The 22,984-nt window shown below is 71.1% G+C and carries 23 protein-coding genes; 8 read left to right on the forward strand and 15 right to left on the reverse strand.

What is annotated here, in order from left to right; all coding sequences use genetic code 11:
- Positions 1–13: 13 nt before the first annotated feature.
- Positions 14–2,392 (reverse strand): ABC transporter permease, encoded by a 2,379-nt coding sequence (locus CHC05_RS24345; protein WP_089252689.1) that lies wholly within the window; start codon positions 2,390–2,392, stop codon positions 14–16.
- A complete protein-coding gene (locus CHC05_RS24350) occupies positions 2,392–3,162 on the reverse strand; it encodes an ABC transporter ATP-binding protein (RefSeq protein ID WP_089252829.1) in 771 nt (256 codons plus the stop codon). The genes CHC05_RS24345 and CHC05_RS24350 overlap by 1 nt, the downstream gene beginning before the upstream one ends.
- Positions 3,163–3,271: 109 nt before the next feature.
- Between CHC05_RS24350 and CHC05_RS24355 the strand changes: the two genes are divergently transcribed.
- Both CHC05_RS24355 and CHC05_RS24360 read left to right on the forward strand, forming a co-directional pair.
- Complete coding sequence (locus CHC05_RS24355; RefSeq protein ID WP_089252691.1) at positions 3,272–4,507, forward strand: sensor histidine kinase; 1,236 nt, start codon at positions 3,272–3,274, stop codon at positions 4,505–4,507.
- Complete coding sequence (locus CHC05_RS24360) at positions 4,495–5,139, forward strand: LuxR C-terminal-related transcriptional regulator (RefSeq protein ID WP_089252693.1); 645 nt, start codon at positions 4,495–4,497, stop codon at positions 5,137–5,139. The genes CHC05_RS24355 and CHC05_RS24360 overlap by 13 nt, the downstream gene beginning before the upstream one ends.
- Positions 5,140–5,157: 18 nt before the next feature.
- On the opposite strand, the gene CHC05_RS24365 is transcribed toward CHC05_RS24360, so the two are convergent.
- From CHC05_RS24365 to CHC05_RS24405, 8 genes are all read right to left on the reverse strand, one after another.
- Positions 5,158–6,264 (reverse strand): SPFH domain-containing protein, encoded by a 1,107-nt coding sequence (locus CHC05_RS24365; protein WP_089252695.1) that lies wholly within the window; start codon positions 6,262–6,264, stop codon positions 5,158–5,160.
- Positions 6,265–6,579: 315 nt separating this feature from the next.
- The gene (gene erm / locus CHC05_RS24375) at positions 6,580–7,341 is read right to left on the reverse strand and encodes a 23S ribosomal RNA methyltransferase Erm (RefSeq protein ID WP_089252697.1); all 762 of its coding nucleotides are present in this window, start codon (positions 7,339–7,341) and stop codon (positions 6,580–6,582) included.
- A 176-nt stretch (positions 7,342–7,517) separates the two neighbouring features.
- Positions 7,518–8,189 carry a FadR/GntR family transcriptional regulator gene (locus tag CHC05_RS24380; protein ID WP_089252699.1) on the reverse strand — a complete coding sequence of 224 codons (672 nt, stop codon included), beginning with the start codon at positions 8,187–8,189 and terminating at the stop codon, positions 7,518–7,520.
- Positions 8,190–8,212: 23 nt separating this feature from the next.
- Positions 8,213–9,055 carry an amidohydrolase family protein gene (locus CHC05_RS24385; RefSeq protein WP_089252701.1) on the reverse strand — a complete coding sequence of 281 codons (843 nt, stop codon included), beginning with the start codon at positions 9,053–9,055 and terminating at the stop codon, positions 8,213–8,215.
- Positions 9,052–10,002, reverse strand: coding sequence for an aldo/keto reductase (locus tag CHC05_RS24390; RefSeq protein WP_089252703.1), 951 nt, complete (start codon positions 10,000–10,002; stop codon positions 9,052–9,054). Before CHC05_RS24390 ends, CHC05_RS24385 begins: the two co-directional genes overlap by 4 nt.
- Complete coding sequence (locus CHC05_RS24395; protein WP_089252705.1) at positions 9,999–10,751, reverse strand: SDR family NAD(P)-dependent oxidoreductase; 753 nt, start codon at positions 10,749–10,751, stop codon at positions 9,999–10,001. Before CHC05_RS24395 ends, CHC05_RS24390 begins: the two co-directional genes overlap by 4 nt.
- Positions 10,751–12,055 carry an L-fuconate dehydratase gene (locus tag CHC05_RS24400; protein WP_089252707.1) on the reverse strand — a complete coding sequence of 435 codons (1,305 nt, stop codon included), beginning with the start codon at positions 12,053–12,055 and terminating at the stop codon, positions 10,751–10,753. Before CHC05_RS24400 ends, CHC05_RS24395 begins: the two co-directional genes overlap by 1 nt.
- 82 nt (positions 12,056–12,137) lie before the next feature.
- Positions 12,138–13,004, reverse strand: a complete 867-nt coding sequence (locus tag CHC05_RS24405) for a hypothetical protein (protein ID WP_089252709.1) — start codon at positions 13,002–13,004, stop codon at positions 12,138–12,140.
- Between the two features lie 155 nt (positions 13,005–13,159).
- On the opposite strand from CHC05_RS24405, the gene CHC05_RS24410 reads away from it, so the two are divergent.
- Together CHC05_RS24410 and cydB are read left to right on the forward strand one after the other, a co-directional pair.
- Positions 13,160–14,578, forward strand: coding sequence for a cytochrome ubiquinol oxidase subunit I (locus CHC05_RS24410; RefSeq protein ID WP_089252711.1), 1,419 nt, complete (start codon positions 13,160–13,162; stop codon positions 14,576–14,578).
- A 14-nt stretch (positions 14,579–14,592) separates the two neighbouring features.
- A complete protein-coding gene (cydB, locus tag CHC05_RS24415) occupies positions 14,593–15,573 on the forward strand; it encodes a cytochrome d ubiquinol oxidase subunit II (RefSeq protein ID WP_089252713.1) in 981 nt (326 codons plus the stop codon).
- Between the two features lie 47 nt (positions 15,574–15,620).
- On the opposite strand, the gene CHC05_RS24420 is transcribed toward cydB, so the two are convergent.
- Both CHC05_RS24420 and CHC05_RS24425 read right to left on the reverse strand, forming a co-directional pair.
- A complete protein-coding gene (locus CHC05_RS24420; RefSeq protein WP_089252715.1) occupies positions 15,621–16,382 on the reverse strand; it encodes an SDR family NAD(P)-dependent oxidoreductase in 762 nt (253 codons plus the stop codon).
- Between the two features lie 15 nt (positions 16,383–16,397).
- Positions 16,398–16,655 (reverse strand): acylphosphatase, encoded by a 258-nt coding sequence (locus tag CHC05_RS24425; RefSeq protein ID WP_245871186.1) that lies wholly within the window; start codon positions 16,653–16,655, stop codon positions 16,398–16,400.
- Positions 16,656–16,713: 58 nt separating this feature from the next.
- On the opposite strand from CHC05_RS24425, the gene CHC05_RS24430 reads away from it, so the two are divergent.
- The 4 genes from CHC05_RS24430 to CHC05_RS24445 all read left to right on the forward strand — a co-directional run bounded on the left by CHC05_RS24430 (position 16,714) and on the right by CHC05_RS24445 (position 21,181).
- A complete protein-coding gene (locus CHC05_RS24430) occupies positions 16,714–17,298 on the forward strand; it encodes a class I SAM-dependent methyltransferase (RefSeq protein WP_089252717.1) in 585 nt (194 codons plus the stop codon).
- Positions 17,295–18,584: an MFS transporter gene (locus CHC05_RS24435; RefSeq protein WP_089252719.1), complete on the forward strand. Its 1,290-nt coding sequence runs from the start codon at positions 17,295–17,297 to the stop codon at positions 18,582–18,584. The genes CHC05_RS24430 and CHC05_RS24435 overlap by 4 nt, the downstream gene beginning before the upstream one ends.
- A gap of 9 nt (positions 18,585–18,593) precedes the next feature.
- Positions 18,594–20,660: an alpha-galactosidase gene (locus CHC05_RS24440; protein WP_089252833.1), complete on the forward strand. Its 2,067-nt coding sequence runs from the start codon at positions 18,594–18,596 to the stop codon at positions 20,658–20,660.
- Positions 20,661–20,773: 113 nt separating this feature from the next.
- Positions 20,774–21,181, forward strand: coding sequence for a hypothetical protein (locus CHC05_RS24445; RefSeq protein WP_144022744.1), 408 nt, complete (start codon positions 20,774–20,776; stop codon positions 21,179–21,181).
- Positions 21,182–21,363: 182 nt separating this feature from the next.
- Here CHC05_RS24445 and CHC05_RS24450 read toward each other — a convergent pair whose 3' ends face one another.
- From CHC05_RS24450 to CHC05_RS24460, 3 genes are all read right to left on the reverse strand, one after another.
- Positions 21,364–21,987 carry a hypothetical protein gene (locus tag CHC05_RS24450; RefSeq protein ID WP_144022745.1) on the reverse strand — a complete coding sequence of 208 codons (624 nt, stop codon included), beginning with the start codon at positions 21,985–21,987 and terminating at the stop codon, positions 21,364–21,366.
- 226 nt (positions 21,988–22,213) lie between these two features.
- A complete protein-coding gene (locus CHC05_RS24455; protein WP_089252725.1) occupies positions 22,214–22,444 on the reverse strand; it encodes a hypothetical protein in 231 nt (76 codons plus the stop codon).
- 46 nt (positions 22,445–22,490) lie between these two features.
- Positions 22,491–22,958 (reverse strand): VOC family protein, encoded by a 468-nt coding sequence (locus CHC05_RS24460; RefSeq protein ID WP_089252835.1) that lies wholly within the window; start codon positions 22,956–22,958, stop codon positions 22,491–22,493.
- Positions 22,959–22,984: the final 26 nt, after the last annotated feature.

Consider the following 22,984-nt stretch of genomic DNA (forward strand, 5'->3'; position numbering starts at 1 on the left):
TCACCCATCGACATCATCGCGGTTGCGCACGGTGCAGTGTGCGGCGGGTGGCCAGCAGCGCCGCGCCGAGCGCGAGGGCGGCGCACACCGCGACCACGACCCCGATCTCCGGCCACGGCACGATCAGCTGCACGTCGAGGCCGGTCTGGCCCGCCAGCGCGGACCGGATGCCGAGCAGCGCGGGTAAGGCCACGAGCGCGCCGACCGCCGTGCCGAACACCACCACGAGCGCGGTCTCCGTGCCCACCATCCGCAGGATCTGCCGGTCGGTCGCGCCGGACAGCCGCAGCACCCGGAAGTCGCGGCGCCGGTCGCCGGTCGCCATCACCAGCGTGTTGGCCACCGCGATGCTCGTGTAGCCGACCGACATTCCGACCATCACCAGCACGAAGATCCACACGAGGCCGTCCTCGTCGTCGTTCGACGAGTAGGTCAGGGGGTCCTGCGCCAGCACGCCGAGGCCGGCGCTGACGGCGGACGGGGGTGCGCCGCGCACGTACGCCGTCTGGGTCAGCGCCGACGGGTCGTGTTGCCGGACCAGGTCGCGCGGCAGCAGCAGCGGTGTGGGCAGTGCCTCCGGCGGGACCGAGGCGGCGACCCGCAGCGGCACGACCTCGCCGTCCGCGAAGGTGAGCCGCAACGTGTCCCCGGCCCGCCAGCGTGGGTCGGCGACCACCACCGTGCCGGCGGCCAGCGCGGCGGCGTCGCCAGGCACCGGCACGGCGCCCGGCACCACGCCGAGCGCGTCGCGCGGTGCCTTTCCGTCCACGAACACCTGAGTGGACAGTCTGGACAGGACAGTCCCGGGTAGGCCGGCCACTACCGCGTCCGAGAGCCCCGGCGTGCCGTCGGCGGTGACCACCACGTCGACGCCCAACGCCCGCGCGTCCTCGCCGCCGAACGCCGGCGACATCGTCTTGACCATGCCGAGGATCAGCACGGCGAAGCCGACCGTCAACAACACGGGGCCGGCGGTCGCGGCTGTACGGCGCACCGCCGCTCCCGCGCTCTCCCGTACCACCTCGCCGGTGGCCGACCGGCGCAGCGGCAGCGTCAGGGCCCGCAACGCCGGCGGGATGACCACCGGCGCGAGAAGGGTGATCGCCACGATCAACGCCAGCGCCGAGAAGATCGCCGTCGTCAGCGAAGCGCCGTCCTCCACCATCGGCGTGAGCACGGCCAGCCCGAGCCCGACGACGCCGAACAGGCCACCGAACACCCAGCGCGGCATCGTCATCGTGCGGCGGTCGACGGCGGCTTCGCGCAGCGCTTCCAGCGGCCGCACCCGAGCCGCCCGGCGGGCCGCGGCCCACGCGCCCGTCACGGCCACCACGATCCCGGTCACCACCGCGGGGCCGACGGCGAGCAGGGACGGGCTCGGCGCGAAACCGGCCGGCTCCAGCTCGGCCCGCACCAGCAGGTCACCCAACCAGGGCGCCGCCAACGCGCCCAGCGCGGCGCCGACCGCTGACGAGACCACGCCGACCACCAGCGCCTCGCCGAGCAGCAGCCGGCGGGTCTGCCGGGGCGTCGCGCCGATCGCCCGCAACAGGGCGAGCTCGCGGCGCCGTTGATAGGCGTTGAGCGCGGCGGTCGACGCCATCACGAACACGGTCGCGAACGCCGCGAGCACCACCATCACCGTGATCAGTTGCGTGCCCAACCACCGGGTGCGGCTGACCGCCTCCGGCTCCAGGGCCGTGCGCGCGTCGCCGGCCACCACCGTGCCGGCACCCCCGATCCTCGCGCGCGCGGCGGCGGCCACGGTCTCGGCGGACGCGTCGGGTTCCAGGACCAGACCGATCGCGCGTACGCCGGGTGCCAGCGCGACCGCCGACGCGTCCGACACGTAGATCCCGGGGCCGTCGACCGTCCCGGAAACCCGCATCGACGCGGGGCCGGTCGCGGTCAGCACGGTGGCCGAGTCCCCAGGCGCGAGCCCGTAACCCGCGTCCAGCACCACCTCGTCGGGTGCGCTCGGCGCGGCGCCGGACACCAACCGGTACGGCGCCAACGCCGCCGTCGACCAACCGTGCCCGAGCGGGTCACCGGCTGCCGGGTCACCGATAGGTCGGCCCTCGCGGACGATTTGGGCGTAGAACGACCGGTCCGGCACCGCGGCCGCGACGCCGGGCAGGGTGCGCAGCGATCCGGCCAGCTCCTCGGCGCGGGTGGCGGACCACGGCACGTACTCCACGTAGGACTCGGCGTCCTCGCCTCCGGCCGGGGACTGGACCACCACCGCGGCCCCGGCCAGCCGGTCCGGCACGGCCGGCTGGGCGGAGACGAAAACCACCAGCGACGCGGTGAGCACGCCGACTCCGAGAGTCAGCGCGAGGAACGAACCCACGAAACCCGTCCACCGCTCCCGGACGGTCGACCACGAGAGCATCACGCCTCCAGCCGAGCCATGCGAGCCGCGACCTCGGCGGCGAACCCGGCGTCACCAGGCGTGCCGGGCGCGGTCAGCTCGTCGACCAGGTGACCGTCGGCGAGGAACAGCACGCGATCCGCGTACGCGGAGGCCAGCGGGTCGTGGGTGACCATGACGACCGTCTGGCCGTGCCCGTGCACGGCCTCCCGGAGCAGCGCGAGCACCTGCCGCGACGAGCGGAGGTCCAGCGCGCCGGTCGGCTCGTCCGCGAACACCACTGCCGGCCGGGTGACCAGCGCGCGGGCGATCGCCACCCGCTGCTGCTGCCCGCCGGACAGCTCACTCGGCCGGTGCCCGCCCCGGTCGGCCAGCCCGACGTCCGCGAGCGCGGTCGCGATGTCCTCCGGCGCCGGCCGCCGGCCCGCCAGTCGAAGCGGCAACGCGACGTTCTGCGCCGCCGTCAGCGCGGAGACCAGGTTGAACTCCTGGAAGACGAAGCCGATCAGCTCCCGGCGCAGCGCGGTCAGGCGGTGCTCGGAGAGCCCGCCGAGGTCGGTGCCGCCGACCGAGACCGTGCCCTCCGTCGGCCGGTCCAGCCCGGCGGCGCAGTGCAGCAGCGTCGACTTGCCGGAGCCGGACGGGCCCATCACCGCCGTGAAGCTCCCGTCGCGGAAGCCGACCGAAACGCCGTCGAGGGCGGTCACCGCCGCTCCGCCGGTGCCGTACGTGCGCCGTACCGACCGCAGCGTGACCGCCTCGGCCTGCCGTGCACCTGTCGTGATCGTCATGCCTGCCAGCCAACCGGCGACCGGCGTCCGGCACACGGGCGTGAAGGCGACAACCGGGGGTATACCTGGGACTACCGTCGATCAGGGCACCGCCGGGTACGGTCGGCTGGTGACTGCGCGGACCGCTTTCCAGGCCGTGAGCGAACGCCCGCTGGGCTTCCTCGCGTCGTCCTGGCCGTGGCGGTCGGTGGCGTACCTGATCTCGGGGGTGTTGCTCGGCGCCGTGACCGCCGGGGTGCTGATCGGCCTCCTGCTGGCCGGCGCCCTGCTGGCCCTGGCCTTGGTCGGCCTGGTGGCGTTCCTCGCGGTGGCGCTCTCCGGCATCGCCGTCGGCCGGTTCGAGCGCTGGCGGCTGCGCCTGGTCGACCCGGACCCGTTGCCCGACCCGCACCGCAGACCGGATCGCAAGGGCCGGATCGCCTGGGTACGCACGCGGCTGCGCGAGCCGGCGACGTGGCGGGAGCTCGGCTACACGGTGGTCTCGCTGGGCGCGCTGTGGTGGATCGACGCGCTGATGCTGGGCATCGTGCTCGGCATCCCGGTGTCGTTGATCGCCACGCCGTTCTTCCAGGAGTCCAACATCGTCCCTGGGTTTCTCTTCGTGGTGGCCGGGCTCGCCCTCTTGCCGTTCGCGGCTTATCCGGTGACGGTCTGGGCGGCGGCACGAGCGGCGTTGGCCCGGGCCGTCCTCGCGCCGCGCGACGCCGAGCTAGGCGCGCAACTGGTCGAGGTGGCCCGGTCGCGGGCCCGGCTGGTCGACGCGTTCGACGTCGAGCGGCGCCGGATCGAGCGGGACCTGCACGACGGCGCGCAACAGCGGCTGGTCGCGCTGAGCATGGCGATCGGCCTCGCGCGCCTGGACGTGGCCGACGACTCCCCGGCGGCCAAACACCTCACGGCGGCGCAGGACGAGGCCGAGCGAGCCCACCACGAGCTGCGCGAGCTGATCCGCGGCGTACACCCGCAGGTGTTGACCGATCGTGGCCTGCCCGCGTCGGTCACAGACCTGGCCGACCGGTCGCCGGTCCCGGTGGCCGTCGATGTCGAGCTGCCGCGACGGTTGCCGACGCCGGTCGAGGTGACGGCGCACTTCGTGGTCAGCGAGGCCCTGACGAACGTGGCGCGGCACAGCCGGGCTCTGTCGGCATCGGTGCACGCCCGGCTGCACGTCGACACCCTGGTCCTGGAGGTACGCGACGACGGTCGAGGTGGCGCCGACCTGGCGCTGGGGACGGGGTTGGCCGGCCTGGCCGACCGGGTAGCGGTGGCCGGCGGCCGGATGCTGCTGTCGAGCCCGGCGGGTGGGCCGACGCTGATCAGGGTGGAGCTGCCGTGCTCCGGATAGTCGTCGCGGAAGACGCGGTGCTGCTGCGCGAGGGCCTGATCGGCATCGTGGAACGCTTCGGCCACAAGGTGATCGCCGCGGTAGGCGACGCGTCGGCCCTGACTACGGCGGTCGCATACGAACGGCCCGACGTGGTGCTGACCGACGTGCGGATGCCGCCGGGCTTCACGGACGAGGGCCTGCGGGCCGCGGTCGAGCTGCGGGTCGCCTACCCGGGCCTGCCGGTGCTGGTGCTGAGCCAGTACGTGCAACCGACGTACGCGGCAGAGTTGCTGGACAGCGGCGGCGGGCGCGGGGTGGGCTACCTGCTGAAGCACCGGGTGGGCCGGGTAGAGGAGTTCATGGACGCCCTGGTCCGGGTCGCCGCGGGGGGTGCCGCGGTCGACCCGGAGGTGGTCGCGCAGCTGCTGGGCCGGCGCCGAGACCCGTTGACGCGGCTCACCCCTCGGGAGCGCGAGGTGCTCGGGCTGATGGCGGAGGGCCGCTCGAACGCGGCGATCGCACGGGCGCTGGTGGTGTCAGAGGCAGCGGTCGCCAAACACATCGCGAACATCCTGGTCAAACTCGACCTACCCCCAGCCCCCGACGACCACCGCCGAGTCCGCGCGGTCCTGGCCTTCCTCGGCGGCTGAGTATCAGTGCGATCGCGGTTACGGCCGTGACGGCGCCCCGGGGATCGGGTCGATGCCCTTGCGGACCGTCTCCAGCAACGCCATTCCCTGTGCTGCCAGCGATGCGACCACGCTGTTCAGGCCCTCTGCTCCGTTGAGGACCGTCAGGTTGGCTCCCTGCAGGCCCTGGGCCGCCGCTCGGAGCAGGTCCGGTAGCTGTTGGATGACGAGTTGGTCCAGGGCGATCCGGTCCTGGGCCGCGGCCGCTTCGGCGGACAGTTTGGTCGCGTCGGCATGGGCGTGGGCCAGCGTGGTGATCCGCTCGGCCTCCGCCTGCGCCGGTCGCACGACTTCCGCGATCAGTTCGGCCTGGCGCAGTTCCGCGTACTTCTGGGCGACCAGGGCGCGTTCGACCAGCACGCTCTGTTGGGCCTGCGCGGCGGCCAGCGGGCCCGCCTGGGCCGCCGTCTGTTGCGCCTGGTCGATCTCGGCCTGGTAGTGCGCCTGGGCGATCGCGGTCTGGCGGGCGTACTCGGCCTGGTTGCGGACGCTTTCCTGTTGCGCCATCGCGCTTGCCTGGTCCGCGATCGCCTGTGCCACCTTGGCTTCCTGGTTGACGCGGGCCTGGTGCGGGGCGGCGAGTGCCCTGATGTAGCCCGCGCCCTTGTCGTCGATGCTGCTGATCTGCAGGGAGTCGATGTCCAGGCCGATGCGGGCCATCTCGGTCTTGCTCGCGTCGACGATCGCGTCGGCCAGGGTCTGCTGCTCGCGGATGATGGCCTCGACGGTCATGCTGCCGATGATGCTGCGCAGGTGGCCGCTGAAGATCCGGCCGACCAGGATCGGCATCTGCGACTGGTCGCCCTGGAACCGGCGGGCGGCGGCCGCGATCGACTCGTGGTCGTCGCCCACCTTGAAGGCGATGACCGCGCGTACGCCCAGGGTCAGGCCCTGTTGGGTGAAGCAGTCCTCCTCGACCTCGGCCTCCTGCATCGCCAGGCTGAGCCGCGAGGCCTTGGACAGGATCGGCACGACGAAGGCGCCGTGCCCGGTGACGATCTTGAACGGCAGCGCATCCGCTCCGCGCTGCTTGCGTCCGCTGATCAGCAGCGCCTCGTTGGGTGCGGGAACGCGATAACCGAACATCGCTGTGCCTTTCTAACCAGTGGTCCAGGGTTCGACGTCGACCTGCCGCGCACCGCGGTAGTTGATGACGAGCACCTGCGCGCCGATAGGTATCGGCACGGCGGCGTAGGCGAGGTAGTGGTGACGTGCGCCCTAGGCCACGACCCGGATTTCGCCGGCCCGGTCACCCCCACGGACGGCGGAGACCACCACGCCGACCTTGCCGACCAGTGCCTGACCACGCACCGCAGCTCCCTGCCGTCATCCGGGACGCCTGTGATCCACATTGTCCACCCGCTGGTAAGCGCCACCGATTTCTTGACGAAATCCATACGCTCACCGGCGCCGTGCCGTTGACCACAGCGAGGCCCACTGTTCGGCGGTCAGGTCGCGGGGCAGGGCGGTCGGTGGCACCCGGTGGGTGCGCAGCCATTCGCGGGCGACCGGGGTCGGCACCCCGGCCGCACGGGTCAGGATCTCGCGCAACCCATAGCCCCGGCCGGTGAAGACCGTGTGCACGAATCTCTGGTACGCGTCGCGGTCGGTGACCAACGGGGTCGGCCGGCGGTGCACGACGAGCAGCCCGCCGTCGACCGTCGGCACCGGGCGGAAGGCGCGTTTCGACACTCGTGAGTGGACAGTGAAGTCGAACCACGGCCAGACGCGGGCCGTCAGCAGGCTCGCACCGCCGATTCCGGCCCGGCGGCGGGCGACCTCCCACTGCACCAGCAACACGGCGGTACGCCAGCGCGGCGCCGCCAGGAGCCAGCGCAGCGTGGCCGTGGTGATGTGGAACGGCACGTTGCCGACCACCGCGCCGACCTCGCCGCGCAGCCGGTGGAACAGGATGTCCTCGTTGAGGACCGTCACGTGCGACGGGAGATGCTCGGCGAGGCGCTTGGCCCGGCGGGGGTCGATCTCGACCGCGGTGATCGGCCGGCCCAGCGAGCTCAAGGGCTGGGTCAGCGCCCCGTCGCCCGGCCCGATCTCCAAGATCGGGCCATCGGTGGCCGCGACGAGACGGGAGATGCCGGCGATGACCACCGGGTCGACGAGAAAGTTCTGGCCGAACTCATGGCGGCCAGGAAAGCGAGACATGTGCGTGCTCCGCGACTGAGGATTCGGAGCCGGGCAGCACGAGGGGCCGCACCGGCAGCGGACCGGACGCGGCGGAGCTGAAAGAAGGAAGGTCGGATCAGCTCGCCGCTAGGCGAGGCGGATCCGGATCGACAAAGCTCCCGTACGCCGAAACGTACCAGCGCGGGCAAATGGTTTTACAACACGCGGCGGAGCCACTCTTCGACGCCCGCGATGTGCACGGTCGCCCAGGCGCGGGCCAGGTCGGGCTCGCGGCCGGCGATCGCCTCGACGATCGCCTGGTGTTGCTCGCGGGTGCGGGCGGCAGCGCCTTCCTGGGTCAGGCCGCGCCAGATCCGGGCCCGCATCGTCGGCCCGGACAGCCCGTCGACCAGCGAGGCGAGCACCGCGTTGTCGGTGCCGACCGCGATCTGCCGGTGGAACTCGATGTCGTTGGCGACCAGCGCCTCGATCGTGGGCTCGTCGCCGAGGTCCTCGAGGATCAGCCGGAGCTTGTCGATGTCCTCGTCGAGCATCCGCTCGGCGGCCAGCGCCGCGGCGGCCGGCTCCAGGACCCGGCGCACCTCGAGGAACTGGAGCACCGTGTCGTCCTGGTGGAAGTCGACCACGAAGCTGAGCGCGTCGAGCAGCAGGTGCGGCGACAGGCTCGTCACGTACGTGCCGTCACCCTGCCGCACGTCCAACACGCGGATCATGGAGAGCGCCCGGACCGCCTCGCGGAGCGAGTTGCGGGACAGACCCAGCCGCTCGGCGAGGTCGGCCTCCTTGGGCAGCCGGTCACCGGGACCCAGCTCCCCGGACACGATCATGCCCTTGATCTTGTCGATCGCTTCGTCGGTCAGCGCCATTCCGTCACCCTCCGCAATGAAATCTACGCGGGCAGCCGGTAGACGCGCGTCGCCGTGTCGCCCAGGATGGCTGCCCGTTCGGGCGCGGGCAGGTCGCCGAGCGCGTCGAGCAGCGCCGACCGGACGGCGCCGTAGCCGCCGGCCAGCAGGCACACGGGCCAGTCCGAGCCAAGCATCAAACGCGAAGGACCGAAGAGCCGCAAAGCTTCCGACACGTACGGGCGAAGGTCTGCGACCGTCCAGTGTTGCCAGTCGGCCTCGGTGACCAGTCCGGACACCTTGGCGGTGACGTTCGGGCAGGCCGCCAGCGAGGCCAGGTCCGCACTCCACCGGGCGAAGCCGCCCTCCTTGATCGGCGGCTTGCCGAGGTGGTCCAGGACGAACGACACCGACGGCAGGGCGGCAGCCACCCGTGCGGCCGACGGCAGTTGGTCGGCCCGCACGACGAGGTCGAAGACCAGCCCGGCGGCCCCGATCACGGCCAGGCCGGCGCGTACGTCGGGGCGGTCCAGGTAGTCCCGCTCCTCGCCCTGCACCTGGGCGCGGATGCCGACCAGCAGCTCGCCGCCGGGCAGCGCGCGATACACGGCGAGCGTCTCGGCCAGGTCCGGTGCGGCCGGGTCGGCCCAGGCGACCACACCGGCGATCGCCGGCGTCGCCGCGGCGTGGCCGAGCAACAGAACCGCCTCGACCGGGTCGCACCTCCCGCCCTCGACCAGCACCGAGCGCTCCACCCCGGCGGCGGACAGCTCCGTGACGAGGTCGGCGGGCGTGAACGTGCGGTTGATCGGCTCCAACCCGGGCTCGTCGAGCCAGCTGTAACCCGCAGCGGCTGCCCACAGGTGGTGGTGCGCATCGACGATCACGGCAGCACCCGGGGGTCGAGCAGCCCGGCCTCGACCAGCGCGGGCCACAGCTCGGCCGGCGGCGGGGTGTCGAAGAGCGCGGCGTTGCGCCGCACCTGGTCCGGCGAGTCCGCGCCGACGATCACGGAGCGGATTGTCGGGTGGCTGCCGGCAAACGCGAGCGCGGCGGCCGGCAGCGAGGTGCCGTGCGCCGCGCACACGTCGGCGATGGCCGCCGCACGCGCGAGCACGTCAGAAGGTGCCGGGCCGTACTCGTAGGGCAGGCCGGCGTGCGGCCGCTCGACGGCGAGCAGCCCGCTGTTGAAGATGCCGGCGTTGAGCACGGCCGTGCCGGCAGCGGCGCACGCGGGCAGGATCGCGTCGAGTGCCGGCTGTTCCAGCAGTGTGTAGCGGCCCGCCACGATGATCTCGTCGGGTTCGCACTCGGCGACGAACCGGGCGAGGAAAGCGGCGTCCTTCGAACCGGTGCCGATGGCGCCGACGACTCCCTGGTCGCGCAGCTCGGCCAAGGCCGGGAAAGCCGAGCCGATCGCCTGGTCCGCGTGGTCTTCCGGGTCGTGCAGCAGCACGAGGTCGACCCGGTCGAGCCCGAGCCGGTCGAGGCTCTCGTCGAGGCAGCGGCGCACGCCGTCGCGGCTGAAGTCCCAGACCCGGCGGTGGGTGGCCGGCACAGCGAAGCCGCCGTCGTCCATCCGGTCACCGCCGCCGGGCACCGGCTCGAGCATCCGGCCGACCTTGGTGCTGACCGTGTACGACGCGCGCGCCCGGCCCGCCAGAGCAGCTCCGAGCCGGCGCTCGGAGAGCCCGAGACCGTAGTGCGGAGCCGTGTCGTAGTAGCGGATCCCGGCGTCCCAGGCCGCGTCGACCGTCGCGGCGGCGCGCTCGTCGTCGATCGCGTGGTAGAGGTTGCCCAGCGACGCGCAGCCGAGCGCGAGCGTCGGGTTCACGAGACCGGCCGCAGGCGCAGGCCGTGCATCCCACCGTCGACGTCGAGCACCGACCCGGTGGTGGCGCTGGCCAGCGGGCTGGCCAGATAACCGATCGCGGCGGCCACCTCGTCGGCGGAGACCAGCCGGCCGCTGGGCTGGCGGGCCTGCAGCGCCGCGAGCTCGGCGTCCGGGTCGTCGGCCGCCGCGAGCAGCCGGCGCACCCACGGCGTGTCGGCGGTGCCCGGGGCGACGCAGTTGACCCGGATGCCCTCGCGGAGGTGGTCGGCGGCCATCGCCAGGGTCAGCGACAGCACGGCGCCCTTGCTCGCGCTGTAGAGCGCGCGGTTGGGCAGGCCGGCGGTCGCGGCGATCGAGCAGGTGTTGACGATCGCGGCGTGCGCCGAGTTGCGCAGGTGCGGCAGGGCCGCCCGGCTCATCCGGACCATGCCGAGCACGTTGACGTCGAGCACCCGGTGCCACTCGTCGTCGGCGTTGTCGGCGACCGTACCGGCCGCGCCGATGCCCGCGTTGTTGACCAGAATGTCGATGCCACCGAGCTGCTCGGCCGCGGCCGCGACGCCGGCGCGCACGGCGGCGTCGTCGGACACATCGGCGACCACGCCGAGCATCCCCGGATCGATGCCGTCGACCTTCAGGTCGAAGCAGGCCACCTTGGCGCCCCGGCCGGCCAGGTACCGTGCGGTCGCCAGGCCGATCCCCGAGCCACCACCGGTCACCACGGCCGCGAGGCCGTCGAACTCACCCATCACTGCCTCCCGCTCCAGATCGGGCCATCAGGGTACGCGTAGTCCGAGAGCGTCTCGGGACGCATGGTGGCGCTGAAGCCCGGCAGGACCGGTGCCACGTAACGCCCGTCGCGTACGACGGCCGGGTCGACGAAGTGTTCGTGCAGGTGGTCGGCGAACTCGATGACCCGGTTGTCCATCGTCCCCGACACCGCGACGTAGTCGAACATCGAGAAGTGCCGCACCAGCTCGCACAGGCCGACGCCACCGGCGTGCGGGCAGACCGGCACGCCGAACTTGGCCGCCAGCAACAGGATCGCGATGTTCTCGTTGACGCCGGCCACCCGGGTGGCGTCGAGCTGCAGGTACGACAGCGCGTCCAGTTGCAGCAGCTGCTTGAAGACGATCCGGTTCTGCACGTGCTCGCCGGTCGCCACCGGAATCGGCGCGATGCCCTTCGCGATGGCCGCGTGGCCGACGACGTCGTCCGGGCTGGTCGGCTCCTCCACCCACCAGGGGTTGAACTCCGCGAGCGCCGACACCCACTCGATCGCCTCGCTGACGTCCCACCGCTGGTTCGCGTCGACGGCGATCGGGAAGTCGGGGCCGCACACCTCGCGGGCGATCCGCAGCCGGCGGATGTCGTCGGCCAGGTCCGCGCCGACCTTCAGCTTGATCTGCCCGAAGCCGGCGTCGAGCGCCTCCTGGCACAGGCGGCGCAGCTTGGCGTCGTCGTAGCCGAGCCAGCCGGGCGTCGTCGTGTAGGCCGGGTAGCCGGTGGCGAGCAGCGTCTCGATCCGTTCCGCCCGACCCTTCTCGGCGGCGCGCAGGATCTCCAGCGCCTCGTCCCGGGTCAGCGCGTCGGTCAGGTAGCGGAAGTCGACGAGGTCGACCAGCTCCTCAGGGGACAGCTGCGCGAGCAGCTGCCAGAGCGGCAGGCCGGCCCGCTTGGCCTTGAGGTCCCACAGCGCGTTGACCACGGCCGAGATGGCCATGTGCATGACGCCCTTCTCCGGACCCAGCCAGCGCAGCTGCGAGTCGTGCACCAGCTCGCGCCAGAACCCGCCCAGGTCGGCGAGCACCGCGTCGACGTCGCGCCCGACGAGGTACGGGCGCAGCGCCGCGATGGCCGCGGTCTGCACGTCGTTGCCCCGCCCGATGGTGAACGCGAATCCGTGGCCCTCGGGTGCGTCCGAGTTGTCGCTACGCAGCACCACGTACGCGGCCGAGTAGTCCGGGTCGGGGTTCATCGCGTCCGAGCCGTCGAGCTCGAGCGAGGTCGGAAAGCGGACGTCGTAGGTGTCCAGCGAGACAAAGTGGGGCATCGAGCCATCCCATACATCGGAGGTGTGTGGAGGATAACCACCGATGTTGCGATCACGGGAGGGCCTTGAGCTGTGATTCATCCTATGTCAGGGTGGCTGGCAGGTTGTCGAGGCGGCCGAGGCCCGGCAGCGTGACCCGGCGGGAGCCGGCCTCCCAGCCGGGGAAGTCCGCGCGGATCGCGAACAGCCCGCCGAGAATCGCCTCCAGCTCGGCGGCACCCGGGTTCGCGGCACCGGCCAGCAGCGCCAGCGCCCGGTCCGGGCGACCCAGGCGGCACAACGCGTACGCGACGGCGCCGGGTGGTTCGGCCTGTAGGTGCCGATCGGCGAACTCGACGAGCTCGCCGCGCTGGAGCAGGTCGAGGAACTCCGGCATCTCGCCCGCGACGGCCCGGAACGCGGCGGCCGAGTCATCGGGTGTCTCGACCGTTCGCCAGCGCCCGCCGCCGGCGTAGCGGGCCAGCACGCCCCGCGCTTCCTCAGCCGCGGCCACCTCGATCGAGGCCGCCTCGTCGCGCTCACCGAGCCGGCGCAGCAGGGCCGCCAGCGATCGGGCCCGACCGACGCGCGCGGCGTCGAGGGCGACGGTCCCGCCGTCGGGCAGCCCGCGCAGCCGGTCGAGCACGGTCGCACCGCCGGCCTTCTCGGCCAGCAGGTCCAGGTCGCCGGTGAGCACCACGTACGCCTCGACGGCGCGGAAGTCGGCTTGGTCGGTCACCAGTCGTAGGCGGGTGCCGACCGGGTCGAGCAGTGCCGCCGCGCGGGGGCCGGGTGTCGCATCGAGGACCCGCCAGGCGGCCCGGTAGTAGGTCAGCGCGAGCGCCTCCGGGGCGCCGGCGAGCGTCGGCAGGTGACCGGACCACTCGGCGTTGCCGGGCGTGAACGCGGCCGGCCAGCGGTCGTCCCCCTGGTCCGCGACGCGATCGATCGATGGCACGCCCTCCGGCACGTGGCGACCATAGTTATCGATACATCCGATGTCAACGGCCGGTCCGTCCGCTGGGAGCGTCGTTTATCCCCTGCGGCGAAGTGATACATCCGACAACTGCGCCGTCTACGACACCCCGTAGTATTACTACCGGCCGTAGTAAATGGGGGTTCGCAATGGACGCGCTCGACGTCGCCCGGTGGCAGTTCGGAGTCACCACCGTCTACCACTTCCTCTTCGTGCCGCTGACCATCGGGCTCGGTCCGCTGGTCGCCACTCTCCAGACGCTCTGGCATCGCACCGGCAACCCGCGCTACCTGCGACTGACCCACTTCTACGGCAAGCTGTTCCTGATCAACTTCGCGATGGGCGTCGTCACCGGCATCGTCCAGGAGTTCCAGTTCGGCATGAACTGGAGCGACTACTCGCGGTTCGTCGGCGACGTGTTCGGCGCGCCGCTGGCCATGGAGGCCCTGCTCGCGTTCTTCCTCGAGTCGACGTTCCTCGGCCTGTGGATCTTCGGCTGGGAGAAGCTGCCGAAGCGGATCCACCTCGCGACCATCTGGACCGCGGCGCTGGGCAGCGTGCTGTCCATGTTCTTCATCCTGGCGGCCAACTCGTGGATGCAGAACCCGGTCGGCTTCAAGATGAACCCCGAGACCGGTCGACCCGAGCTCACCGACATCTGGGCCGTGCTGACCAACAAGGTCGCGCTGATCACGTTCCCGCACACGCTGTTCGCCGCGTTCGTCGTCGCGGGCTCGCTGCTGGTCGCGGTCTCGCTCTGGCACGTCGTGCGACGTCCCGGTGTCGACTCGTCCGAGCATCGGTTCGCGCTCAAGCTCGGCGCCTGGGTCACCATGGTCGCGAGCGCCGGGTTGGTCTTCACGGGCGACATCCAGGGCAAGATCATGACCGAGGTACAGCCGATGAAGATGGCGGCGGCCGAGGCGCTCTACCAGTCCGAACAGCCGGCGTCGTTCTCGGTGCTGACCATCGGCACCCTGGACGGCAGTCGCGAGGTGTTCACCATCAAGCTGCCGTACCTGCTCTCGTTCCTGGCCACCGGCAACCCCAAGGGCGCCGTCGAGGGCATCAACGACCTGCAGGCGAGGTACGCGGCCGAGTACGGACCCGGCAGCTACTCGCCGATCGTACCGGTCACCTACTGGAGCTTCCGCGTGATGATCACGCTCGGGCTCGCGGCGGCCGCCATCGCGCTGTTGGTGCTCTGGTCGCAGCGGCGCGGGCGTACCCCGTCGAACCGCTGGTTGTTGCGCGCCGGCCTGATCCTGCCGCTGTTGCCGCTCGGCGCGAGCACCGCGGGCTGGATCTTCACCGAGATGGGCCGGCAGCCGTGGATCGTCTTCGGTGAGCTGCTGACCCGCAACGGGGTGTCCCGCAGCGTGTCGCTGACCGAGGTGCTGACGTCGTTCCTCGCGTTCACGCTGATCTACGCGATCCTCGCGATCATCGAAGGCAAACTGCTCTTCCGGTACGCGAAAGCCGGGCTGCCACCACCGAAGCCCGTGCGTGACGAGACTTCCGACGAGGCTTCCGACGAAGCCGACGACGTTCCCGCGCTCGCCTACTAGCCGAGGAGACCACAGTGGACCTGTCGACCTTCTGGTTCCTCGCCATCGCCTTCCTGTTCGTCGGCTACTTCGTGCTGGAGGGTTTCGACTTCGGTGTCGGCGTGCTGATGCGCACGTTCGCCCGCGACGACGCCGAACGGCGGCAGCTGCTCGGCACCATCGGCCCCGTCTGGGACGGCAACGAGGTCTGGCTCATCACCGGCGCCGGGGCGATGTTCGCGGCCTTCCCGCACTGGTACGCCAGCGTGTTCTCCGGTTTTTACCTGCCGATGCTGGTGATCCTGCTGTCCCTGATCGTGCGCGGGGTGGCGTTCGAGTTCCGTGGCAAGCGCGACGACGCCGCCTGGCGGGCACGCTGGGACTGGGCGATCCTTTGTGGATCCCTGCTGCCCGCGCTGCTCTGGGGCCTGATCTTCGCCAACATCGTGCGCGGGGTGCCGCTGGCCGCCGACCACGACTACACCGGCGGCCTGGTCGACCTGCTGAACCCGTTCGCCCTGCTCGGCGCTGCCACGTTCGGTGCGGTGTTCGTGTGGCACGGCGCGGTGTTCGTGGCCCTCAAGACGACCGGCGAGGTGCGCGACCGGGCCAACCGGCTGGCGTCCCGGTTCGGGCCGGTCGCGGTCGCGCTGCTGGTCGGCTTCCTGGCCTGGCTGGTGGTCGACCGTGGCCAGGTCGCCCTCTGGCTCGGTGGCGCGGCGGCACTCGCGGCCGTCTTCGCGCTCGCCACCAACCGGGTGCGCCGCGAGGGCTGGGCGTTCGCCGGCACGGCGGCCGCGATCGGGCTGACCGTGGTCGCGCTGTTCGCCGCGCTGCACCCGGCCGTGCTGCCGTCGACCGGCGACCCGGCCGGCACGCTGACGATCGCCAACGCGGCTGCCAGCCCGTACTCCCTGAAGGTCATGACCTGGGTCGCGGCGCTGTTCCTCCCGCTGGTGCTGCTCTACCAGGGCTGGACCTACTGGGTGTTCCGCAAGCGGGTAACAGCGCACTGAGGTCCTCAGCCGCCGGGATGCTGTCGCATCCCAGCGCCTTCCGGTCATCACACGATAGTGCCGCCGCCATCCACGACGATCGTGGCGCCGGTGATGTAGCCGGCGCCGCGGGAGGCCAGGAACACCACGGTGGCGGCGAACTCCATCGGGTCGCCGGCGCGGCCGGCCGGCACCTGGGCGATCCGCTGCTCGTAGTAGCCGTCCGGGTACTGGTCCGTCATCTCCGACGGGAAGAAGCCCGGCGCGATCGCGTTGACCCGGATCCCCTTGCGGCCGGTCCACTGCGCGGCCAGGTCGCGGGTCAGGCCGAGCAGGCCGGCCTTGGCGCTCGAGTACGCGGCCTGCGGCATCCCCGCCGAGACGATGCCGAGCACGCTGGAGATGTTGATGATCGAGCCGCCGTCGGTCATGTGCTTGCCGGCCGCCTGGGCCATCCAGTACGCGCCCATCAGGTTGATGTCGAGCACCTGGCGGTACTCCTCGGGGGTCTCCCGGCTGGCCGGGACCGCGGTGCCGACGCCGGCGTTGTTGACCAGGATGTCGAGCCGGCCGAAGCGCTCGACGGCGGCCGCGGCCAGGGCCCGGCAGGCGGCGGGGTCCGACACGTCGGTGGGCACCGCGTGCGCCTTGCCGCCGGCCTGCCCCACCAGGGCGACCGTCTGGGCGAGCCGGTCTTCGCGGCGGCCGGCGACCACCACATCGGCACCCGCCTCCGCGAGCGCCACCGAGGTGGCCAGGCCGAGGCCGGACGAGGCGCCGGTGACGATCGCGACCTTGCCGTCGAGCCGGAAGTGGTCGAGGACACCCATGTGTCGTTCCCTTCGTCAGCGGGGAGTCGGCAGCACGGTGAAATCGGTGGCGCCTTGGAGGGGCTCGTCGGTCACCGTGGTGTCGTAGACCACCGCGTTGGGCGGCCCGTTGCGAGTCCATTTCACCATGCGGTCCACCGCATCCGGTGACCCCTCGAAGGCGGCTTCCACGCTGCCGTCGGGCAGGTTGCGGACCCAGCCGGTGACTCCGGCCGCGAGCGCCTGTCGGCGGCAGGTGTCCCGGAAGAACACGCCCTGCACCCGGCCGGTCACGATCACTCTCTTTCTGATCACGGCTAATTGTCGGACCCGGGGGATAGCTTTGGCGGCGATGGACGCGCAGGGGTGGGACAACAGATACGCCGAGACCGACCTGGTCTGGAGCGCCTCGCCGAATCGGTTCGTGGCTGACGAGCTGACCGGCCTGGCGCCGGGCACCGCTGTCGATCTGGCGGCCGGCGAGGGGCGCAACGCGCTGTGGCTGGCCAGCCTGGGCTGGCGGGTGACCGCCGTCGACTTCTCGGCCGTGGCCCTCGACAAGGGCCGGCAGTTGGCAGACGCACGCGGGCTTTCGGTTTCCTGGGTGCACGCCGACCTGACCGACTATGTGCCGCCGGTCGTCGACCTGGTGCTGATCGCCTACCTGCAGGTTCCGCCGGCCCTGTTCGAGCCGGTGCTGCGCCGGGCCGCCGCGGCGGTCGCTCCCGGCGGCACGTTCTTGGCGGTCGGGCACGACGCGACCAACTTGACCTCAGGCACGGGAGGTCCGCAGGATCCCGCGCGGCTGTGGACCCCTGCGGGCGTGGTGGCCAGCCTGGGCGACCTGGTGGTCCGGCGTGCCGATTCCGTGCGTCGGCCGGTCGACGGTGCGCGCGACGCCATCGACACGCTCGTTCGCGCCGAGCGTGCGCGGTGACCGCGACCCCGGCCTCGATCAAGCGGATCTACTACCTGCTGACCGTCGGCAACACGCTCGCCGCGTCGCTGATCTGGGGCATCAACACGATCTTCCTGCTCGACGCGGGCCTTAACAACCTCGAGGCGTTCGCCGCCAACGCGTTCTTCACGGCGGGCATGGTGCTCTTCGAGGTGCCCACAGGCATCGTGGCCGACCTACGCGGCCGGCGTGCGTCGTTCCTGCTGGGCACCCTCACGCTGGCGGTGACCACGGCGCTCTACGTGCTGCTCTGGCACCTGCATGCCCCGTTCTGGCAGTGGGCGGTGGTCTCGGCCCTGCTCGGCCTGGGCTTCACGTTCTTCTCGGGCGCCACGGAGGCCTGGCTGGTCGACGCGCTGACCGCCACGGGCTTCGACGGCCAACTCGACGCGGTCTTCGGCCGGGCCCAGATGGCCTCCGGAGCGGCGATGCTGGCCGGCTCGGTCGGCGGCGGCTACCTGGCCCAGCTCACCAACCTCGGCGTCCCGTTCGTGGCCCGGGCCGGGGTCCTGATGGTGATGTTCGTGGTCGCGGCGGTGGTGATGCGCGACATCGGCTTCACCCCCGACCGCGGCGGCCGCCCGATAGCCGAGATCCGCCGCATCGTCCGCGACTCGGTCGACTACGGCTGGCGAGTCCCGACGGTCCGCTACCTGATGCTAGCGGCCCCGTTCGTCGGCGGCGTGGGCGTCTATGTCTTCTACGCACTGCAGCCCTACCTGCTGGAGCTGTACGGGGACCCGACCGCCTACGGCGTGGCGGGCCTGGTCGCCGCCCTGCTCTCCGCGGCCCAGATCACCGGCGGTTTCCTGACGGGCCGCATCCGCGGCCTCTTCCGGCGCCGCAGCTCGGCCCTGCTGGCCGCCGCGGTCCTGAGCGTGGTGGTCGTCGTGCTGATCGGCCTGATCAGAAGCTTCTGGGTGGTGCTGACCCTGATCATGGTGTGGGGCCTGCTGTGGGCGGCGGCCACCCCGATCCGCCAGGCGTTCATCAACAGCCTGATCCCGTCGCGCCAACGCGCGACCATCCTGTCCTTCGACTCCCTGATGAACTCCACCGGCGGCGTGGTCGCCCAGCCCATCCTGGGCCGCTCCGCCGACATCTGGAGCTACCCGACGTCGTACGTCATCAGCGGTGTCATCTCGGCCTTCGCCTGGCCCTTCCTGGCCCTGGCCCGGAAGCAGCAAGCACCGACCGACACGGCCGTGACGACGACCGACGAACGGCCGTCCGACGATCTCGCCGTGGCGGGGCAGTCAACGTAGGCTATGTCGATGACCGAGCCCGTCGTGCTGGCCGCCGCGGGCGCGGCCGTGATTCTCGATCTCGCCGGCCCCGGGCTGCCGCGGGTGGTGCACTGGGGCGCCGACCCCGGGCCGCTCGACGAGTCTTCGCTGCGTGCGCTGGTGTTCGCCGCGGGCGGTGCGGTCGCCTCGGCCGTCGACGGTCCGACGCAACCCGTCGGGAGCCTGCCGTTCCTGCCGACGCAGTGGGACGGCTATGCGGGCCGCCCGGGCGTCTCGGGCGACCGGTCCGGGCGGTGGCCCTATCTGCGGCTTGAGCTCGACGGCCCGGTGTCGGTTGTCGACGGCCTGGTGGTCGCCGAAGCGGTCGACGAGACCGCCGGTGTGCGGATGCGTTGCGAGCTCCGGCTCGACGCGCACGGTGTCGTGCACCTGCGGCACACGCTGACGAACGTCGGCAGAGACGTCTGGACGGTCGCCGCGCTCCGCACCGTGCTGCCCGTTCCGGAGCAGGCCACCGAGGTCCTCGACTTCACCGGGCGGTGGGGTCTGGAGCGGGTGCCGCAGCGCCGACCGTTGGGCAACGGCACGCACGCCCGCGAGAGCCGCCGCGGCCGCACGGGCCACGACGCGACGCCGCTGTTGGTCGCGGGCACGCCGGGCCTCACGGAGGCGTGGGCGGTCCACATCGGATGGAGCGGCGGACACGAGGAGTACGCGGAGCGCATCTCCGGCACCGCAGCGGTCCTGGGCGGCGGCGAGCTGCTGGAGCCGGGCGAGGTGCGCCTGGCACCCGGGGAGTCCTACACAACGCCGACGGCCTATTTCGCCTGGTCGGGCTCGGGGCTCGACGGGTTGAGCGACCGGCTGCACCGGATGATCCGGTCTCGCCCGAGCCACCCTTCCGGCCCGCGCCCGCTGACCCTCAACGTCTGGGAAGCGGTCTACTTCGACCACGACCTGGACCGCCTGACCGGTCTGGCCGACCTCGCGGCCCGGGTGGGTGTCGAGCGTTTCGTCCTGGACGACGGCTGGTTCCCGGGCCGCCGCGACGACACGGCCGGCCTGGGCGACTGGACGGTGGACCCGGTGGTCTGGCCCTCCGGCCTACACCCGCTGGTCGACCACGTGCGGTCGCTGGGGATGCGGTTCGGCCTCTGGTTCGAGCCGGAGATGGTCAACCCGGACTCGGCGCTGGCCCGCGACCATCCGGACTGGATCCTGTCGACCCCGGGCCGGCTACCCCGCCCGTCGCGGCACCAGCACGTGCTCGACGTGGCCCGGCCCGAGGTAGCCGACTACCTGTTCGACCGGATCTCGGCGCTGGTCACGGAATACCGGCTCGACTACCTGAAGTGGGACCACAACCGAGACCTGCTCGAAGCGGCCCGCGACGGGGTTGCGGGAGTGCACCGCCAGACCGCGGCTGTTTATGCGCTGCTGGACCGCCTCCGCGCACAGCACCCTGCGCTGGAGATCGAGTCGTGCGCGTCGGGCGGCGGCCGGGTCGACCTGGGCATCCTGGCCCGCACGGACCGGGTCTGGGCCTCGGACTCGAACGACGCCCTGGACAGGCAACAGATCCAACGCTGGACGGGCCTACTGCTGCCACCGGAGCTGATCGGCAGCCACGTAGGCCCGAGCCCGGCCCACACAACAGGCCGCAGCGCAGGCCTACCCTTCCGCTGCGCAACGGCCCTGTTCGGCCACGCGGGCATCGAGTGGGACATCAGCACCTGCACGGAGGCCGAACTCGAGTTGCTGGCTGAATGGGCGGCACTCTACAAGCGCTTGCGCGGCGTCCTCCACAGCGGCGTGGCGGTGCACGGAGACGTCGCCGGCGTGGTCACGGACGAGACTGCGGTCTACGTGCACGCCCAACTCGACAACCCCACCGAGTTGCGGCAACGCCGGTTGCGCCTGCCGGGCCTGCACCCGGACCGCCGCTACCGGGTGACGCGGTGCTGGGGTGAGGACGCCGAATTGCCAGGGGATGGCCTGATCGCGACGGGCCGCGCCCTGGCCACGGTCGGCTTCCAGGTGCCCCGCCTAAGACCAGAACAGGCCATCGTCTTCGAGGCACGCGCGGAAGAGTGACGGCAGCGCTGTCGGGAGCGTCGCGATCGGCTTGGAGCGATCAACGACGTGACAGCTGGACGTAATCTTGGCTCATGCAGCGACACATGGTCCGGGCTTACTCCGAGTTGTTCATGGCCAGCCTGCTGCTGTCGCTCGCCCCCACCAAGATCGCTCGGGACCACGACGTGTTCGAGGAGCCGCGTCCAAACGATCCCGCGAAGACGATTACCCGTGCGGCACCCAACACAGGCCCACTTGTCGAACCGACCTTTCGCGCGATCAATGGGTTCCTCCGGTTGACGCACATCAGCGGATCTGTAACTGAACACTATGTAGGCCATCAGCCTGACTTCATTGCGCAGGAGCTCGTGAAAGCAAAGAAGGCGGGACAGGTGTTGTACAGCTACTGGGACAAGCCAGGCCATGCCGACGCACAACAGATAACAATTGCGCCAGCCCTGGTGCGCACCGTTCAGGTCCGTCACCTAGAGGCTAATTTGGACTCCCTGTATGAGGATCAATCAAGCTACGCTTTGTGACTCCTCTTGAAGCGGTGGTCTGCCCGGCAGTAAGCCAGTTCGCTTGCTGGGACGCGATGCCCACAGCAAATCAGCCGCCGAGGAAGGCCAGGACCGCGCGGACTCGCTGGCGGTCTTCGGGCTGGGGTAGGTGACGCGCTGGTGGGTGAGGGCGCCGGCCTGGTCAGAGGAGTAGGGCCTGGCTAGGCGTGGCTGGGTTTCTTGCACGTATCGCACCTAGCGTGACGTTCGTCGAGCAGCCCAGCCGCCAGCAGCGTCTCCCAGGTCAGGACTCGCGCCGCATCAGTCGCGGAGCGCGAGGCGAACGTGTAATCCGTCGGCCCTGACTTCTCGGCGGCCCGCACGACGACGACGTGACCCTGGTCTCCACCGCCGTGACTGCTGGCTACGTGGACGCCACTCGGCACGTCCAGGTCCAAAGGCTTCCCGTTGTCCCGCTGGGCATTTCCGTTGCCGACAACGTAGACGTCGAAGTGCTCGAACCGATCCCGGAGGGTCTTGAGCGTTGGCTGCGCAGCCACGAATGTCCGCACGGCCTCGCTGTCGCGTCCGCACACTTTTTCGGCGCCACGAACGACGTTGCGAATGGCATCGACCAACACGAGGGAAAGGCAATCTCGGGCACCGACGGATGCCACGGGGGCGTCATCGTCCCAGGTTGACTCCAACTGCCGGCAGGTGTGCACGGCAGCAGCCGCCCACATGTGGGTCCACCGCGCGACCTCGGCTGCTCGAGCCATGTCTTCCTCCCCGCCGGGCGCGACGGCAAGCGACCCGGCACGGAGCACTTTAACGATCTTGGTCACCCCGAACTGCCCGGCGCCAGCCGCGGAGGAAGGCCAGGCCCGCGCGGACGCGCAGTCGGCTGACCGCTTGGCGGTTCAGCAGCCGAGTGACTACTTGGTGGTCAAGCCGCAGACGTCCGCGACGAGCGACGACGTTGCCGGGCGGGGCGCACCGGATTGTGTGTGGTCAGGTAGCCGCACTGGACTGTGCGGTGACCGTGAGGTTGAGGTGGACCGAGATCGTGTGTCAGCTATAGAAATCCTCGGCATAGTCGTCGAGCCTGACGACGATGGTCCTGCCACCGGCTACCCGGCCGTTGGCGTAGATGAACTCCGCACCCGAGAGTTGGGTCCCGTCACCATGACGTCTCACCGCCGCCAACAGGCCGTGCGCGCCGCCTCGCTTGAGAAACGCTCCCCGGACGGCGCCCTGCGAGGTGGGGCATCGCAACTCCCCGTTGATCAACAGTCGGGGCATGCTCGCACGCCCCACCGGCGCGATCCATCGGCCAGACGGGGACGGCCTACAGCAGTTCGGCTCCCGACACGTACGCCATCGCTTGGATGAACTTCGGATCTGACAGGCGTTGTTCGACGAGTTCCGGTGTTACGTCGAGCAGGTGTTGGTGGATCCAGTACAGGTTTCCGAACGGGTCTCGGAAGCGGCTTACCCGGTCGCCGAAGAAGAGTTCCGTCGGTCTCGTCACCAGCGTCGCCCCGCGGTTCAGCGCTCGGCGGAGCACCGACTCGTCGTCCGCTACGTAGAACCGTAGGAAGCCTGGCGTGGCCGGCCAGTGGGGGCGGCTGTCGAAGAGCATCACCACCGAGTCTCCGATGCGGATCTCCGCGTGGGCGATGACGCCGTCCGTCTCCAGGCGGCCGATTTCTTCGCCCTCGAAGACCTCTAGGAGGAAATCGATGAGATTTCCAGCCTCGCGGTTGATGAGCCAAGGGGTGATTGTGTGATAACCCTCAGGTACGACATTTGTCATGCGTTCCACGCTAGAAGCAAACTAGG

It is taken from the genome of Asanoa hainanensis (assembly GCF_900188485.1).
Lineage (GTDB): Bacteria > Actinomycetota > Actinomycetes > Mycobacteriales > Micromonosporaceae > Asanoa > Asanoa hainanensis.

Bases quoted from the DNA above. Each gene is read 5' to 3' on its own strand.
- CHC05_RS24400 (WP_089252707.1), bottom strand. From the start codon at position 12,055: ATGCCCCACTTTGTCTCGCTGGACACCTACGACGTCCGCTTTCCGACC.
- CHC05_RS24380 (WP_089252699.1), bottom strand. From the start codon at position 8,189: ATGGCGCTGACCGACGAAGCGATCGACAAGATCAAGGGCATGATCGTG.
- CHC05_RS24420 (WP_089252715.1), bottom strand. From the start codon at position 16,382: ATGGGTGTCCTCGACCACTTCCGGCTCGACGGCAAGGTCGCGATCGTC.
- erm (WP_089252697.1), bottom strand. From the start codon at position 7,341: ATGTCTCGCTTTCCTGGCCGCCATGAGTTCGGCCAGAACTTTCTCGTC.
- CHC05_RS24440 (WP_089252833.1), top strand. From the start codon at position 18,594: ATGACCGAGCCCGTCGTGCTGGCCGCCGCGGGCGCGGCCGTGATTCTC.
- CHC05_RS24430 (WP_089252717.1), top strand. From the start codon at position 16,714: ATGGACGCGCAGGGGTGGGACAACAGATACGCCGAGACCGACCTGGTC.
- CHC05_RS24455 (WP_089252725.1), bottom strand. From the start codon at position 22,444: ATGCCCCGACTGTTGATCAACGGGGAGTTGCGATGCCCCACCTCGCAG.
- CHC05_RS24410 (WP_089252711.1), top strand. From the start codon at position 13,160: ATGGACGCGCTCGACGTCGCCCGGTGGCAGTTCGGAGTCACCACCGTC.
- CHC05_RS24395 (WP_089252705.1), bottom strand. From the start codon at position 10,751: ATGGGTGAGTTCGACGGCCTCGCGGCCGTGGTGACCGGTGGTGGCTCG.
- CHC05_RS24365 (WP_089252695.1), bottom strand. From the start codon at position 6,264: ATGTTCGGTTATCGCGTTCCCGCACCCAACGAGGCGCTGCTGATCAGC.
- CHC05_RS24350 (WP_089252829.1), bottom strand. From the start codon at position 3,162: ATGACGATCACGACAGGTGCACGGCAGGCCGAGGCGGTCACGCTGCGG.
- CHC05_RS24445 (WP_144022744.1), top strand. From the start codon at position 20,774: ATGGCCAGCCTGCTGCTGTCGCTCGCCCCCACCAAGATCGCTCGGGAC.
- CHC05_RS24460 (WP_089252835.1), bottom strand. From the start codon at position 22,958: ATGACAAATGTCGTACCTGAGGGTTATCACACAATCACCCCTTGGCTC.
- CHC05_RS24345 (WP_089252689.1), bottom strand. From the start codon at position 2,392: ATGCTCTCGTGGTCGACCGTCCGGGAGCGGTGGACGGGTTTCGTGGGT.